Source organism: Mesorhizobium sp. ESP-6-2 (assembly GCF_020164675.1).
Classification (GTDB): domain Bacteria; phylum Pseudomonadota; class Alphaproteobacteria; order Rhizobiales; family Rhizobiaceae; genus Mesorhizobium.
In genome coordinates this window covers 143870-158667 of record NZ_JAIUGT010000005.1, presented here as the reverse complement: position 1 = coordinate 158667, position 14798 = coordinate 143870, and the positions used below count along the sequence as shown (strand labels likewise).

The following is a 14798-nucleotide window of genomic DNA, read 5'->3' as shown; positions in this document are numbered from 1 at the left end:
TCTTGGGAATTGCACTATATGCGCCGCAGCTTAGCGCTATGACGCTCTGCTTTGCACCGGCCCCTGCTGGACGACATCCCGGCTGAGGGCGACCCGTTTCCTCGAACAGATAAGGAAAAACACGATGTCGATCACTGCCGAGCGCAAACAGGAATTGATGACTGAATTCGCAACCGCCAAGGGCGACACCGGGTCTCCGGAAGTTCAGGTGGCCATCCTTTCCGAGCGCATCAAGAACCTGACCGACCATTTCAAGGACCACAAGAAGGATAACCATTCCCGCCGTGGTCTGCTCGCTCTCGTCTCCCAGCGCCGCAGCCTGCTTGATTATCTCAAGCGCAAGGACGACACGCGCTACCAGACGCTGATCGAGAAGCTCGGCCTGCGCCGTTGACGAATTGACCGGCGGGCCCTCGCAAGGGCCCGCCGGTCGCGCATTTGAGCACCGGACCAATCCGATCTCGAATGCAGGTACTGGAGCGCCGCGCACCCATCCGGATGCCGGACGGACGCTCCAACAAGTTGAGTTTGCGCGTGACGCATTCCGCAAGCCGCTGCTTGTGGGGTCATGCGCAGGGCCAGTCGGATCGATTGGCCAAATCCGGTTTCGAGCGTGCAGAGGGCCCCCTCGAAGCCACCCCATGGACGGTCATGGGGCAGGATTGCAGGACGCTCGTGCGGCCATCCGGCCGACATGGATCGAGCTTCCCGTTGTCTTGCCCGTGGCTGCCCGAGAAAGGAAGCCAGGGGAAAGGGCACCCGCGCACGCTGAAACGGCGCGGCCTTTTCCTCATATGAAGGACAAGACATGTTCAATCACCACAAAGTGGAAATCGAATGGGGCGGTCGCCCGCTCATCCTCGAAACCGGCAAGATCGCGCGCCAGGCCGACGGCGCCGTGCTCGCCACCTACGGCGAGACCAAGGTTCTCGCCACGGTCGTTTCGATGAAGGAGCCCAAGCCGGGCCTCGACTTCTTTCCGCTGACCGTCAATTACCAGGAAAAGACCTACGCCGCCGGCAAGATCCCAGGCGGCTATTTCAAGCGTGAAGGCCGTCCGAGCGAAAAGGAAACGCTGGTTTCGCGCCTCATCGACCGCCCGATCCGCCCACTCTTTGCCGACGGCTACAAGAACGACACGCAGATCGTCGTCACCGTCGTCCAGCATGATCTCGAGAACGATCCGGACATCCTGTCGATCGTCGCCACCTCGGCGGCCCTGACCCTGTCGGGTGTGCCCTTCATGGGCCCGATCGGCGGCGCCCGCGTCGGCTACATCAACGGCGAATACGTGCTCAACCCGCATGTCGACGAGATGCAGGAATCCAAGCTCGACCTCGTCGTCGCCGGCACCGCCGACGCCGTGCTGATGGTCGAGTCCGAAGCCAAGGAACTCGGCGAAGACCTGATGCTCGGCGCGGTCATGTTCGGCCATCGCGGTTTCCAACCGGTGATCGACGCGATCATCAAGCTGGCCGAGGTCGCCGCCAAGGACCCGCGCGACTTCACCGCGCCGGACTATTCCGCTCTCGAAGCCGAGATGCTGAAGATCGTCGGCGACGAGCTTCGCGACGCGTACAAGATCACCGACAAGCAAAAGCGCTATGCCGCCGTGGACGCCGTCAAGGCCAAGGTCAAGGCGGCCTTCGCTCCGGCCGAAGGCGAAGAGCCGAAATATTCCTCCGAGCAGATCGGCAGCGTATTCAAGGAGCTCCAGGCCAAGGTCGTGCGCTGGAACATTCTCGACACCGGTTCGCGCATCGACGGCCGTGACCTGAAGACCGTGCGCAAGATCGTGTCCGAGGTCGGCGTCCTGCCGCGCACCCACGGTTCGGCGCTGTTCACCCGCGGCGAGACCCAGGCGCTGGTCGTCGCCACGCTGGGCACCGGCGAGGACGAGCAGTATGTCGATTCCCTGACCGGCATGTACAAGGAGAAGTTCCTCCTCCACTACAACTTCCCTCCCTATTCCGTCGGCGAGACCGGCCGCATGGGCTCGCCCGGCCGCCGCGAGATCGGCCACGGCAAGCTCGCCTGGCGCGCCATCCGCCCGATGCTGCCGACATCAGACCAGTTCCCCTACACGCTGCGCGTCGTCTCGGAGATCACCGAGTCCAACGGCTCGTCGTCGATGGCAACCGTCTGCGGCACCTCGTTGGCGCTGATGGACGCCGGCGTGCCGCTGGCAAAGCCCGTCGCGGGTATCGCCATGGGTCTGATCAAGGAAGGTGAGCGCTTCGCCGTGCTCTCCGACATCCTGGGCGACGAGGATCACCTCGGCGACATGGATTTCAAGGTCGCCGGCACCACCAACGGCATCACCTCCTTGCAGATGGACATCAAGATCGAAGGCATCACCGAGGAGATCATGAAGATCGCTCTCGACCAGGCCAAGGACGGTCGCCAGCATATTCTCGGCGAAATGGGCCACGCGCTGTCCGGCGCGCGCGCCGAGCTCGGCGAGTTCGCGCCGCGCATCGAGGTCATGCACATCCCGACCGACAAGATCCGCGACGTGATCGGTTCCGGCGGCAAGGTCATCCGCGAGATCGTCGAGAAGACCGGCGCCAAGATCAATATCGAGGATGACGGCACGGTCAAGATCGCTTCGGCGAACGCCAAGGAGATCGAGGCGGCGAAGAAATGGATCCACACCATCGTCGCCGAGCCGGAAGTCGGCGAAATCTACGAAGGCACGGTCGTCAAGACCGCCGACTTCGGCGCCTTCGTCAACTTCTTCGGCCCGCGTGACGGCCTCGTCCACATCTCGCAGCTTGCCAACGACCGGGTCGCCAAGACTTCGGACGTCGTCAAGGAAGGCGACAAGGTGTGGGTCAAGCTGATGGGCTTCGACGAGCGCGGCAAGGTCCGCCTGTCGATGAAGGTCGTCGACCAGGCTACCGGCAAGGAAATCGTTCGCGACAAGAAGGCCGAGAGCGAAGAAAACGCCGCCTGAACGGGCTGACGGAAAAATCGAAGCGGGCGCGGCTCATGTCGCGCCCGCTTTCGTTTATGGAGCAAAGGCATGTCCGCTGAAGCGCTGAAGACGCTGTTCCATCCATTCGAGGCCGAGGCGGTCGCCTTGCCGCGAAAGGGCGAGCGCATGCTTTTTCTCGGGGCCGAATCCGGCTTGCGGACACCGCGGGACTTCGACGCCGAGCTGCACGTGGTGCAAGGCTTCCGGCCACACTTTCGCGCGCTGCAAGCTGCGGGGTTCGCCGTGACCGCGCAACCGGAGGGTGATGGCTTTGACGCCGCGCTGGTGCTCGCGGGCCGCCATCGCGGCCAGAACGAGCTGCGCATCGCGGAAGCGCTGGAGCGCGTCGCCGAGTGCGGATTGATCGTCATTGCCGGCGGCAAGGATGACGGCATCGCCAGTCTGCGCAAGCGCATGGACGAGCTTGTGCCGCTCGAAGGCCATCTGCCCAAATATCACGGCATCGCCTTCTGGCTTCGCCGGCCGGCCGGGACGGAGGCGGCGGCAGCGCTGCGTGCCGCCAATCCCGCCGGGCTGGTCGACGGCCGCTTCAGCACGGCGCCCGGCATGTTTTCCTTCGATCGTGTCGATGCCGGTTCGAAGTTGCTGGCGGACCATCTTCCGGCAGACCTGCGCGGCCATGTCGCCGATTTCTGCGCCGGCTGGGGCTATCTGGCGGCGGAGATGGAAGCGCGTTCGCCCGGCATCTCGGCACTTGATCTCTATGAGGCGGATTTCGCTTCGCTCGAAGCCGCCAAAGCCAATCTTGCCACGGCCAGCCAGTCGGTTGCGAAAGGTTTCTTCTGGACGGACCTGCAGGGCGAGCCGGTCGAGCGTCGCTACGACGCGGTCGTCATGAACCCGCCCTTTCATCGCAGCCGCGCGGCTGAACCGGAGATCGGCGCCGGCCTGATCCGGGCAGCGGCAAAGGCGCTGAAGCCGGGAGCACGGCTGTACATGGTGGCGAACCGCCAGCTACCTTACGAGCACGTGCTGGCCGCTGCCTTCTCCAGCCATGCCGAGCTCGCCCGTGACGGCATGTTCAAGGTTCTTTCCGCGCATCGCTGACACGCAACGGCTTGGCACTCAGTGCAGATTGGCGACGCGCCTCGAATCCTCGACGACATGTCCCTCGCCGGCCATGACTGCAAGCGGCGCGGGCCGGCCGAACAGATAGCCTTGCACCACCTCGCAACCGGCAGCCCTGAGCAGTGTCGCCTGGTCCTCTGTCTCGACACCCTCGGCAATGATACTGACGCCGAGTGCTCGCGAGAGGCCGACAATGGTCGATACGACGGCGCCGGAGCTCGAATCCGTATCGATGCGGCTGACGAAGGAGCGGTCGATCTTCAGCTTGCCGAAGGAGAAATCGATCAGGTAGCTGAGATTGGAATAGCCGGTCCCGAAATCGTCGACTGCAACCGAGATGCCCATGTCGGCAAGCTCTTTCAGGATGGCGGCGGCGCGGTCGCGGTCCTGCATCATGGCCGTCTCGGTGACTTCCAGCTCCAGCCGCGACGGCTTGATGCCGGTGGTCCGCATCGTGTCGCGCACGAGGCCGATGAAGTCCTTGGTCATGAACTGGACCGGCGAGATGTTGACGGCGACGAAGCAGTCGTCGGGCAAATGGCGGGCGTCGCTGCATGCTTTGCGCAGAACCCATTCGCCGATCGGATTGATCATGCCGGTTTCCTCGGCGATCTGGATGAACTCCAGAGGCGGGATCATGCCGCGTTCTGGATGGTTCCAGCGGATCAGCGCTTCATAGCCGACGATGCGGCCGCTCGGCAGGTCCAACTGCGGCTGATAGTGAAGGTCGAAATCACCGCGCTCGAATGCGATGTGCAGCTCGGATTCGACCCATTGGCGATGATCGGCGACCCGCCCCATCTCGGTATCGAAGACCGACCAGTTGCCGACTCCCCTGGCGCGCGCATTTTGCAGCGCCAGGTTGGAGCGGCGCAGGATGAGGACTGGGTCGATACCGTCCTTGGGCATCGCCACGATGCCCACCGACAGGCTCACCGATTGCTGGTGGCTGCTTAGCTCATAGGGCTCCATCATCTCGTCGATGAGCCTCTCCACCATAGCTTCCATCGTGCCGTGGATCTGATGATCCGGAAGCAGCACCGCGAACTCGCCGGCGCCGATGCGCCCGATCAGCACGCGCTCGGGCACGCAGGCCTGCAGCCTCTTGGTGAAGGCGCGGATCAGTTCGTCGCCCTGGCTGTAGCCGATCGCGTCGTTGATCTGCTTGAACCGGTCGATGTCGATGTCGATGAGGAACATCGGGGCCCCGGTGCGGCTCGTCGCGCAGGCTGCCTCGGCGATTTTGCCGACCATTGCCGGACGCGCCAGCAATCCGGTCAGCTTGTCGAACTGGGTTTCGTTGAAGACGAAATCAGCCGATTCATCGACGCCGGCGAAGAAAGACATCGCGGCTCCCGCCGCCGCCAGCGCGCAAAGGGCAGCCATGATCGCCACCATCACGTCCGCCGGCATGCCGGCAAAGCCGTCGCCAAGCGCGTGCTTCAGGCCCCAGATGCCGAGGATGAAACTGCCAATGCCCGAACTGGCTATGGTGATCAGCCGGAACACCGGTGTGCGGTTCGGGTTGCTGACGGCAGGCATTGAAAGTCCCCAAATTGCGGGACTTTGTAGCGGATAGGCCCTTAAAATGAGTTTCCGCGAATGCATCCAATTTTATTGGAAGGGAATTATTTCTTCACAGGAGAAAAGACCATTTCGCGAAATGGCCTATTCGCTCGCGCGATCCGTCTGCTTCAGCTCCTCGAGCGTCGGCATGGAAACGATATGATAGCCTGAATCGACATAGTGGATTTCGCCGGTGACGCCGGAAGCGAGGTCGGATAGGAGATAGAGAGCCGAGCCGCCGACCTCGTCAATGGTCACGGTGCGGCGCAGCGGAGAATTGCGCTGCTGGTAAGAGAACATGTGGCGCGCATCGGAAATCCCGGCGCCGGCAAGCGTTCGCACCGGTCCCGCCGATATGCCGTTCACCCTGATGCCGCGCGGGCCGTAATCGTTGGCGAGATAGCGCACGCTCGCCTCGAGGCCGGCCTTGGCGACGCCCATGACGTTGTAGTTCGGCATGACGCGCACCGAACCGGCATAGGTCAGGGTGATCATCGATCCGCCATCCTGCATCAGGGCCGCGGCGTGGCGCGCGACCTCGGTGAAGGAGTAGCAGGAGATGACCATGGTGCGGACGAAATTGTCTCGGCTGGTGTCGGCGTAGAGGCCCTTGAGCTCATTCTTGTCTGAAAACCCGATGGCATGGACCACGAAGTCGAGCCCACCCCAGGCCTTGCCCAAAGTCTCGAAGGTGGCGCGGACCGAGGCGCTGTCCTCGACGTCGCAGGGAACCACCAGCGCCGCGCCGAGCTTGTCGGCGAGCGGTTTGACTCGGCGGCCGAAGGCGTCACCCTGGTAGGTGAAGGCAAGTTCGGCCCCATGTTCGGACAGTTTCCGGGCTATGCCCCAGGCGATCGAATGATCGTTGGCGACGCCCATGACAAGCCCGCGCTTGCCCTTCATCAATCCGTCCATGATCGCCAATCCTCGTGGAAAAAACGTGGCCTTATGCGGAATAGCGCTGGAAAACCAGCGTTGCGTTGGTGCCACCAAAGCCGAAGGAATTGGACAAAACGGTGTCGATCCTGGCGTTGTCGATGCGCTTTCGCACCACCGGCATGCCCTCGAATTCGGGGTCGAGAGTCTCGATATGGGCGCTTTCGCCGATGAAGCCGCCTTGCATCATCAGGATCGAATAGATGGATTCCTGCACGCCGGCGGCGCCCAGCGAATGGCCCGTCAGCGATTTGGTCGAGGTAATGAAGGGCATCTTCTCGCCGAACACCTCGCGGATCGCGCCCATTTCGCGGGAATCCCCCACCGGCGTCGAGGTGCCGTGGGTGTTGATGTAGTCGACCGGGGTGGTGACGGTCGCAAGCGCCTGCCGCATGCAGCGGACGGCGCCTTCGCCCGAGGGCGCAACCATGTCGAAGCCGTCCGAGGTGGCGCCGTAGCCGACGATCTCTGCATAGATCTTGGCGCCACGCGCCTTGGCATGCTCCAGTTCCTCGAGCACCAGCACGCCGGCGCCGCCGGCGATGACGAAGCCGTCGCGATCGACGTCGTATGCGCGGGAAGCGGCCGATGCCCTGTCATTGTACTTCGACGACATGGCGCCCATGGCGTCGAACAGGTCCGACATCGTCCAGTCGAGATCTTCGTGGCCGCCGGCGAACACCATGTCCTGCTTGCCCCACTGGATCAGTTCGTAGCCGTTGCCGATGCAATGCGCCGAGGTCGAACAGGCCGACGAGATCGAATAGTTGACGCCGTGGATCTTGAACCACGTGGCGAGCGTCGCCGACGCGGTCGACGACATCGCCTTCGGCACGGCGAACGGGCCGATACGCTTGGGGCTGCCGTTCTTGAGCGTGGTTTCGGCCGCCTCGACGATGGTGCGGGTGGAGGGCCCGCCCGAGCCCATGACGATGCCGGTGCGCTCATTGGTGATGTCGCTCTCGCCAAGGCCGGCATCGGCGATCGCCTGGTCCATGGCGACATGGTTCCAGGCCGCACCCTGGCTCAGGAAGCGCATTGCGCGGCGATCGATCATGGCGCTGGGATCGAGCGTCGGCGCGCCCCAGACCTGGCAGCGGAAACCGTGCTCGGCGAAGGAGTCGGAGAAGCTGATGCCGGATTTGGCGTCATGCAACGAGGCTTGCACCTCGTTGGCATTGTTGCCGATCGACGACACGATGCCGAGGCCTGTGACTACGACACGTCTCATTCGCAACTCCTTCCAGGAATGCTGGCCACGAGGTCAGGGCGACGGTCAAGCGACCGCCGACTGCTTAGACAGACCGACTTTCAGGTCCGTTGCCGCGTATATGGGTTCGCCGTCCGCCTTTAGCCAACCATCGGCGATGCCCAGCACCAGCCGGCCACGCATCACACGTTTGAATTCCACGCCATACTCGACCTTTTTAACCGAGGGCGTGACCATTCCCTTGAACTTGACCTCGCCGGTCGACAGCGCCATGCCTTTGCCGGGTTCGCCCAACCAGCCGAGATAGAAACCCGTCAGCTGCCACAGGGCATCGAGGCCCAGGCATCCAGGCATGATGGGATTGCCGATGAAATGGCAGGCAAAGAACCACAGGTCCGGCTTGATGTCGAATTCGGCGCGGATGAAGCCCTTGTCGAAAGCCCCGCCCGTTTCGCTGATCTCGGTGATGCGGTCGAACATCAGCATCGGCGGGTAGGGCAACTGGGCATTGCCCGGTCCGAACAGCTCGCCGCGGGCGCAGGCCAGCAATTCTTCGTAGTCGTAGCTGGATTTCGAACCCGCCATCAATCTCGTTCCCATATGTCCCGGGCGCTGGCGCGCCCTTGTCGTTGGTGTCCTAACACAATCTGTTTCAGGCCGGAAACCGGCGTTTGCGCTTAACCCGCCAGTCTTGCCGGGTCAATGCGCGCTATTGATCGCATCCGGACGACAGAATATATGTCGGAAGGGGTCCGGTTTCGGCAGACATCCGTTTTTTTGCCATTCTGGACGTGTCTTGAGGCGGAACTGTGAGCTTGGACGACCAGATGGACCGGGGCTGCCGGAAGGAAAATGTCGCTGTGGACAAGCGGGTTCGTGAAGCCGGCCTGAGGCCGACACGGCAGCGCATTGCGCTTGCAGACCTGCTTTTCGCCAAGGGCGACCGCCATCTGTCGGCCGAGGAACTGCACGAGGAGGCCGTCGCCGCCGGCGTGCCGGTGTCGCTGGCCACCGTCTACAACGCCCTTCACCAGTTCACCCAGGCGGGACTGCTGCGTATTCTCGCTGTCGAGGGCGCCAAAACCTATTTCGACACCAACACCTCCGATCATCATCATTTCTACATCGAAGGCGAAAACCGGATTTTCGACATCGCCAACGGTCCGGTAACCGTCACCAACCTACCCGAACCACCCGAGGGGATGGAGATCGCCAATGTCGACATCGTGGTGAGGCTGCGCCCCAAACGCGCCGAATGACCGAGGGCCAGGCACCTATGAACGGCCGGGCACGTATCAACGGCTGGGAATGAAACCCCTCGATCTGGCTATCCGGTTGGAATGGTCCGCTGTCGCGGTGTCCGCTATCGTCTTTTATGCACTCGCCGGTGCGTCCTGGTGGTTGTTCGCCTTGTTGATCCTGGCGCCTGATCTGTCCATGTTCGGCTATCTCGCCGGGCCGCGCGTCGGCGCCGCCTGCTACAATGCCTTCCACATCTTGGTCCCACCGGTGTTTTTGGTGCTTGCCGGCAGCCTGTTCGGCAATGCAACCGCTATAGCGATTGCATTGATCTGGATCGCCCACATCGCCATCGATCGTGCGCTGGGCTACGGCTTGAAGCTGTCGAGCAGCTTTCAGGATACCCATCTCGGCCGCATCGGCCGCTAAACGGTCCGGCCTGCGGTTCAAACGAATCGGGGCAAGGCCAAAAATCAGTCCTTGACCCGTTCGCCGGGATAGGCGCCCCAGACGACGGATTGGGCGAGCCAGCCGGTATGGCCATCGAGCGTCATTTCGCACCACTGGCCGTCGCAGGATTTGATCGTGCCCATGACGCCCGGCTCGACGATCGCCACCACGCTGGCGTCCTTTTCGGGGCTCCTGAGGAGATTGATCTGGGCGCCCTTGCCGCGCTGCCACGGCGCCACGATCGCCGTGCGCCGGCCCGAAAGCAGCGACTGGTTGATCCAACCTTCCGAGCCGTCGGCGTCGCGCACGCGGCGCCATGTGTCGAATTCCTGGATGATCTCCATCGGCAAGCCTGCCTTCAGGTACATCCAGTCGACCGAGTAGTTGGCGCCCGGCCCGACACGCGAATTGACGCGGCCGGATTTCAGGCTGACGAATCGTGGCAGCGGCAGGCCGCTCGGCCCGAGCGTGACGACGCTCTGGGCGGGGGCCGCTGCACCTTGCGCGCACAGTTGGGGTGAATAGAGCAGAGCGCCGAGAAATGCTGCGCTGAGGGTCAGGCGAAGCGACGCGAAACCAGACACTTTCGTTCCTTTCGGCGCTGGCCTGCCGGCCCCGGCGCCCCTTTTTCTTTGTCTTCGGCGGCACCGCTTGGTACATGGGTAAATCGGCTACCGCGACCGGCTTCCAGTTTCGCCGGTCTTGGTTAAAGAGGTCTCAACGAGGGAAACAATGGCAGGCAAAAAGAAGCCTCTCGTGGTCATCACGCGAAAACTGCCCGACCCTGTCGAGACCCGCATGCGCGAGCTGTTCGACGCAAGGCTGAACGTCGAGGACAGGCCGATGACGCAGCCGGAACTGGTCGCGGCGGTCAAGGAGGCCGACGTGCTGGTGCCGACGGTGACCGACCGCATCGACGCGGCATTGATCGCCCAGGCCGGCGAAAACCTCAAGCTGATCGCCAATTTCGGCAATGGCGTCGACAAGATCGACGTCGCGGCCGCGGCCAAGAAAGGCATCACCGTCACCAACACGCCCAACGTGCTGACCGAGGATACGGCCGACATGACGATGGCGCTGATGCTGGCGGTGCCGCGCCGGCTGGCGGAGGGCGCCAATGTACTCACCGGCGACAAGAAATGGGCCGGCTGGTCGCCGACATGGATGCTTGGCCGGCGCATCTGGGGCAAACGGCTCGGCATTGTCGGCATGGGGCGTATCGGCACCGCCGTTGCCAGACGTGCCAAGGCCTTCGGCCTCTCCATCCACTATCACAACCGCCATCGCGTGCTGCAGGCGGTTGAGGACGGGCTGGAGGCGACCTATTGGGAAAGCCTCGATCAGATGCTGGCCCGCATGGACATCATCTCGGTCAACTGCCCGTCGACGCCGGCGACGTTCCATCTGCTTTCGGCGCGGCGGCTGGCACTGCTCCAGCCCACCGCCTATATCGTCAACACCGCGCGCGGTGACATCATCGACGAGGAGGCGCTGGTCAAGCTGATCCAGGATGGCAGGATCGCCGGCGCAGGCCTCGACGTCTACGAGCACGAGCCCGCATTGAACGGAAAACTGCTCAAGCTCGCGACCAAGGGCAAGGTCGTGCTTTTGCCGCATATGGGGTCGGCGACCCTCGAGGGCCGCATCGACATGGGCGAGAAGGTGATCATCAACATCCGCGCCTTCGTCGACGGCCACCGACCGCCGGATCGCGTGCTGCCGCTCAGGACCTGAGCGGCTTCGCAACTGAATGTAAGTAAAATCTTACGAAAAAGTCTTGCGCATGGTGACCGAAGTCGGCCGCGCATACCCTTCATGCGCCGTTCTCACGATCTCGCGAAAACCGAGCCGGGCAAAGGCTGCCTGGTTCCCAGCCAGCTCGATTCGCGTCTGCAGCTCGATTGCGGCCTTGCCGCGGCTGCGGGCAAAATCCTGGACGGCTTGCATCAACAACCTGCCGATGCCCTGGCCCTGACAGTCCGGCGTGACGGCGAGCTTGCCGACATAGAGGTGGTCGGTTCGTTCCAGGGCGAAGATGCAGCCGACGATCCTGTTGCCGCTGAGCGCCAGCAGGCCGGTCTCGCGGCGGGCTTTGTCGCGCAAAGTTTCCGCGGTGAGCAGGTGCGCCGAGGACGGCGGGTCGATGATGCCGTCCATGAAGGCGAATGCGCGCAGGATCAGGGCGAGCACTTCGTTCCAGCCGTCGAAATCGGCCGGAATCCGGGTGATGATGATATCGGCAGTGCGCTTCAACGTCAGTTTCGTCTCTTGTAGCGGATGGTCTCGAAACGCGCGGCCAGCGCGTCATAGAGCAGCAGTCGTCCGATCAGCGGCTCGCCAATGCCGGTGATCAGCTTGATGGCTTCCATGGCCTGCAACGTGCCGATCACCCCAGTCAGCACGCCAAGCACCCCGGCCTCGGCACAGGACGGCACCAGACCCGGCGGTGGGGCCTCCGGGAAGAGGTCGCGGTAGCCGGGGTTGGAGGCGCCGTCCCTATCGGCTTGGAACGGCATCAGCACGGTCACGGAGCCATCGAAACGACCCACGGCGGCGTGCACCAGCGGCTTGCCCTCCGCCGCGCAGGCATCGGCCACGACATAGCGCGTCTCGAAATTGTCGGACCCGTCGACGACCACGTCGTAACGGGCGACGAGGGCTTGGGCATTGTCCGCGGCGAGGCGCAATGTGTGGGTTTCGACAGCGGTGTTGGGATTGATGCGGGCGATTGCCGCCTTGGCGCTGTGGGTTTTCAGCATGCCGACAGTGTCGGTGCCGTGAATCACCTGCCGCTGCAGGTTGGAGAGCGAAACCGTGTCGTCGTCAATCACGCCGAGCGTGCCGACGCCGGCTGCGGCAAGATATTCAAGCACTGGTGCACCCAATCCGCCGGCGCCGATGACCAGCACCCGCGCTCGCTTCAGGCGCTGCTGGCCGGCGCCGCCAATTTCGGGCAGCACGATGTGGCGGGCGTAGCGTTCGAGTTCTTCGTCGGTGAGGGCGGTGGCGATCATGGCTCGACCATATAACGGGAGAAAAACCTTGTCAGGTGTTCACACAGCCATCGGCGCGACCGTGCCGTGATCCACGGTCAGGAACTGCGCCCGGCCCCCCAGGCTGGAAAACAGCGCCGCATCGGTTCCCGTCATGAAAGCCTGGCAGTTCAATTCCTCGAGGATCGAGAACAGCGCCGCACGCCGGCCGCCATCGAGATGTGCCGCGATCTCGTCGAGCAGCAGGATTGGCGTCAAGCCGGACATCTCGCCGGTCAATCTGGCATGCGACAGGACAATGCCGACAAGCAAGGCTTTCTGTTCGCCGGTCGAACACAGCGCCGCCGGCATCGCCTTGGGTCGGTGCCGGACCACGAGATCGGAGCGGTGCGGGCCGTCGAGCGTGCGCCCGGCAGCGCGGTCGCGGTCGCGGCCCCCGGCGAGCGTGCGGCGGAACCACTCCTCGACGTCGACAGCCGGCGTGGTGGCGATCTCGGCTTCCAGATCGCCCGACAGGCCGATATCGGCCTGCGGAAACGGGCCGCTGTCGGGCAGCCTGTCGATCATGGCGGCCAGAAGGCGCACCATTTCGGCGCGCGCCGCGGCGATCGCCACGCCTGTCTCGGCCATCTGCGTCTCGATCGCCTCGAACCAGCTCAAATCCCGCGAACCTTCCGTCAGCAACCGGTTACGGCCGCGCATCGCCTTTTCATAGTCGAGGGCGCGCTGTCCGTGGCCGGGATCGATCGCCAGCACCAGCCGGTCGAGAAAGCGCCGGCGGTCCGCGGCCGGTCCGGTGAACAGAGCATCCATGGCCGGCGTCAGCCACGTGACGCGCAGCCATTCCAGCATGTCCTCGGCGGATCGCGCCGTGGCGCCGTTGATGCGCACCCGCCTGCCGCCCTCGCCAAGACTGTCGCCACCCGAAATGCCCGTCCCTATCTCGACTTGGCCGTCAGGTCCGTCGAGCCGTGCGTGCAGCGCAAAGCCGCCGTCGCCGCCCTCCCGCGCGACGTCCGCGTAAGGCGCGCGGCGCAGGCCGCGGCCCGGCGTCAACAGGGAAATCGCTTCCAACAGATTGGTTTTGCCGGCGCCATTGTCACCGGAAAACACCACCGCGCCAGGCTCAAGCTCGATCGACAGCGCCGCATAGTTGCGGAAATTGGTAAGTGTAAGCTTACTTATATGGGTTTGTGCCGGCAACCGCTGCTGCTCTACACCCGCATCGGCATCAGCACGTAAAGCGCGGTTTCATCGGCCATGTCGTGGATCAGCGTTGGCGAACCGGCGTCGGCCAACATGAATCGGGCCTCTGAACCGGTCAATTGTGCGGCAACGTCGAGCAGGTACTTGGCGTTGAAGCCGATCTCGATCGGGTCGGCCGAATAGTCGGCGGCCAGCTCCTCGGTGGCGCTGCCCGAATCCGGATTGTTGACCGCAAGCGTCACCTGGCCCTCACTGATCGAAAGCTTCACCGCGCGGCCGCGTTCGGAGGAGATGGTCGAGACGCGGTCGACGGCGGCCGCGAAGCTCTGGCGGTCGATGATCAGCTTCTTGTCGTTGCCGGTGGGAATGACCCGCTGATAATCGGGGAAGGTGCCGTCGATCAGCTTGGAAGTCAGGATGACGCTGCCGATGGTGAAGCGGATCTTGGTGTCCGACAGTTCGGTGGTGACCGCCACGTCGGGATCATCGACCAGCTTCTGCAATTCGCTTACGGTCTTGCGCGGGATGATGATGCCCGGCATGCCTTCGGAACCCGCCGGCGCGTCGATCTCGGCGCGCGCCAGGCGATGGCCGTCAGTCGCCACCGAGCGCAGCTTCAGCTTGCCGCCGACCTCATGTGTGTGAAGATAGATGCCGTTGAGATAATAGCGCGTCTCCTCGGTGGAGATGGCGAACTGGGTCTTCTCGATCAGCCCCTTGAGCGCGACCGAGTCGAGCCGGAAGATATGCGAGAAGGATCCGGCCGAAAGCTCGGGGAAGTCCGATTGCGGCAGGCATTGCAGGCGGAAGCTCGAGCGGCCGGAGGTCACCGTCATGGCGTTGCCGTCCTCGTCCGTCTTCAGCATCACCTCGGCACCGTCGGAAAGCTTGCGCACGATGTCGTAGAGCAGATGCGCCGGAACCGTCGTCGCGCCACCCCGCTCGACCTTGGCGGGCGTCGCTTCCGTCACCTCCAGGTCGAGGTCGGTGGCCTTCATTTCCAGGCTGGCGCCTTCGGCGCTGAGCAGCACGTTGGACAGGATCGGTATGGTGTTGCGCCGTTCGACCACGCGGTGGACGTGGTTGAGCGACTTCAGGAGATTTGACCGTTCCAGGATAACACGCATGACGA

The 14798-nt window shown here is 63.5% G+C and carries 15 protein-coding genes; 6 read left to right on the top strand and 9 right to left on the bottom strand.

What is annotated here, in order from left to right; genetic code table 11:
* Positions 1–124: 124 nt before the first annotated feature.
* The 3 genes from rpsO (at position 125) to LB532_RS15650 (ending at position 4045) form a co-directional block, all read left to right on the top strand.
* Complete coding sequence (gene rpsO, locus LB532_RS15660; protein ID WP_140496780.1) at positions 125–394, top strand: 30S ribosomal protein S15; 270 nt, start codon at positions 125–127, stop codon at positions 392–394.
* Positions 395–808: 414 nt separating this feature from the next.
* The gene (gene pnp / locus LB532_RS15655) at positions 809–2956 is read left to right on the top strand and encodes a polyribonucleotide nucleotidyltransferase (RefSeq protein WP_140550084.1); all 2148 of its coding nucleotides are present in this window, start codon (positions 809–811) and stop codon (positions 2954–2956) included.
* Between the two features lie 69 nt (positions 2957–3025).
* Positions 3026–4045, top strand: a complete 1020-nt coding sequence (locus LB532_RS15650) for a class I SAM-dependent methyltransferase (protein ID WP_140639959.1) — start codon at positions 3026–3028, stop codon at positions 4043–4045.
* An 18-nt stretch (positions 4046–4063) separates the two neighbouring features.
* Here LB532_RS15650 and LB532_RS15645 read toward each other — a convergent pair whose 3' ends face one another.
* The 4 genes from LB532_RS15645 to fabA form a co-directional block, all read right to left on the bottom strand.
* Positions 4064–5608, bottom strand: coding sequence for a putative bifunctional diguanylate cyclase/phosphodiesterase (locus LB532_RS15645; RefSeq protein ID WP_140639958.1), 1545 nt, complete (start codon positions 5606–5608; stop codon positions 4064–4066).
* Between the two features lie 126 nt (positions 5609–5734).
* A complete protein-coding gene (gene fabI, locus LB532_RS15640) occupies positions 5735–6547 on the bottom strand; it encodes an enoyl-ACP reductase FabI (protein WP_140624823.1) in 813 nt (270 codons plus the stop codon).
* Positions 6548–6578: 31 nt separating this feature from the next.
* On the bottom strand, positions 6579–7799 hold the full coding sequence (gene fabB, locus LB532_RS15635) for a beta-ketoacyl-ACP synthase I (protein ID WP_140496770.1): 1221 nt from the start codon (positions 7797–7799) through the stop codon (positions 6579–6581).
* A 45-nt stretch (positions 7800–7844) separates the two neighbouring features.
* Positions 7845–8363 (bottom strand): 3-hydroxyacyl-[acyl-carrier-protein] dehydratase FabA, encoded by a 519-nt coding sequence (gene fabA, locus LB532_RS15630; RefSeq protein ID WP_140496768.1) that lies wholly within the window; start codon positions 8361–8363, stop codon positions 7845–7847.
* Positions 8364–8605: 242 nt separating this feature from the next.
* On the opposite strand from fabA, the gene irrA reads away from it, so the two are divergent.
* Positions 8606–9037 carry an iron response transcriptional regulator IrrA gene (gene irrA / locus LB532_RS15625; protein ID WP_181165297.1) on the top strand — a complete coding sequence of 144 codons (432 nt, stop codon included), beginning with the start codon at positions 8606–8608 and terminating at the stop codon, positions 9035–9037.
* Positions 9038–9086: 49 nt separating this feature from the next.
* Entirely contained in the window at positions 9087–9446 is a 360-nt protein-coding gene (locus LB532_RS15620) for a DUF4260 domain-containing protein (protein WP_140639957.1), read from the top strand.
* 44 nt (positions 9447–9490) lie between these two features.
* Here the strand turns inward: LB532_RS15620 and LB532_RS15615 are convergent, their stop codons facing one another.
* Complete coding sequence (locus tag LB532_RS15615; RefSeq protein ID WP_140496762.1) at positions 9491–10051, bottom strand: SH3 domain-containing protein; 561 nt, start codon at positions 10049–10051, stop codon at positions 9491–9493.
* Between the two features lie 148 nt (positions 10052–10199).
* On the opposite strand from LB532_RS15615, the gene LB532_RS15610 reads away from it, so the two are divergent.
* A complete protein-coding gene (locus tag LB532_RS15610) occupies positions 10200–11201 on the top strand; it encodes a 2-hydroxyacid dehydrogenase (protein ID WP_140496760.1) in 1002 nt (333 codons plus the stop codon).
* Positions 11202–11231: 30 nt separating this feature from the next.
* Here LB532_RS15610 and LB532_RS15605 read toward each other — a convergent pair whose 3' ends face one another.
* The 4 genes from LB532_RS15605 to dnaN are packed head-to-tail and all read right to left on the bottom strand — an operon-like array spanning position 11232 to position 14793.
* Positions 11232–11720 carry a GNAT family N-acetyltransferase gene (locus tag LB532_RS15605; protein ID WP_224556961.1) on the bottom strand — a complete coding sequence of 163 codons (489 nt, stop codon included), beginning with the start codon at positions 11718–11720 and terminating at the stop codon, positions 11232–11234.
* A 2-nt stretch (positions 11721–11722) separates the two neighbouring features.
* Positions 11723–12481, bottom strand: a complete 759-nt coding sequence (locus tag LB532_RS15600; protein WP_140639956.1) for a molybdopterin-synthase adenylyltransferase MoeB — start codon at positions 12479–12481, stop codon at positions 11723–11725.
* A 39-nt stretch (positions 12482–12520) separates the two neighbouring features.
* A complete protein-coding gene (gene recF, locus LB532_RS15595; RefSeq protein WP_140639955.1) occupies positions 12521–13663 on the bottom strand; it encodes a DNA replication/repair protein RecF in 1143 nt (380 codons plus the stop codon).
* 11 nt (positions 13664–13674) lie between these two features.
* A complete protein-coding gene (gene dnaN, locus LB532_RS15590) occupies positions 13675–14793 on the bottom strand; it encodes a DNA polymerase III subunit beta (protein WP_140496751.1) in 1119 nt (372 codons plus the stop codon).
* Positions 14794–14798 lie beyond the last annotated feature (5 nt).

Bases quoted from the DNA above. Each gene is read 5' to 3' on its own strand.
- rpsO (WP_140496780.1), top strand. From the start codon at position 125: ATGTCGATCACTGCCGAGCGCAAACAGGAATTGATGACTGAATTCGCA.
- pnp (WP_140550084.1), top strand. From the start codon at position 809: ATGTTCAATCACCACAAAGTGGAAATCGAATGGGGCGGTCGCCCGCTC.
- LB532_RS15650 (WP_140639959.1), top strand. From the start codon at position 3,026: ATGTCCGCTGAAGCGCTGAAGACGCTGTTCCATCCATTCGAGGCCGAG.
- LB532_RS15645 (WP_140639958.1), bottom strand. From the start codon at position 5,608: ATGCCTGCCGTCAGCAACCCGAACCGCACACCGGTGTTCCGGCTGATC.
- fabI (WP_140624823.1), bottom strand. From the start codon at position 6,547: ATGGACGGATTGATGAAGGGCAAGCGCGGGCTTGTCATGGGCGTCGCC.
- fabB (WP_140496770.1), bottom strand. From the start codon at position 7,799: ATGAGACGTGTCGTAGTCACAGGCCTCGGCATCGTGTCGTCGATCGGC.
- fabA (WP_140496768.1), bottom strand. From the start codon at position 8,363: ATGGCGGGTTCGAAATCCAGCTACGACTACGAAGAATTGCTGGCCTGC.
- irrA (WP_181165297.1), top strand. From the start codon at position 8,606: ATGGACCGGGGCTGCCGGAAGGAAAATGTCGCTGTGGACAAGCGGGTT.
- LB532_RS15620 (WP_140639957.1), top strand. From the start codon at position 9,087: ATGAAACCCCTCGATCTGGCTATCCGGTTGGAATGGTCCGCTGTCGCG.
- LB532_RS15610 (WP_140496760.1), top strand. From the start codon at position 10,200: ATGGCAGGCAAAAAGAAGCCTCTCGTGGTCATCACGCGAAAACTGCCC.
- LB532_RS15600 (WP_140639956.1), bottom strand. From the start codon at position 12,481: ATGATCGCCACCGCCCTCACCGACGAAGAACTCGAACGCTACGCCCGC.
- dnaN (WP_140496751.1), bottom strand. From the start codon at position 14,793: ATGCGTGTTATCCTGGAACGGTCAAATCTCCTGAAGTCGCTCAACCAC.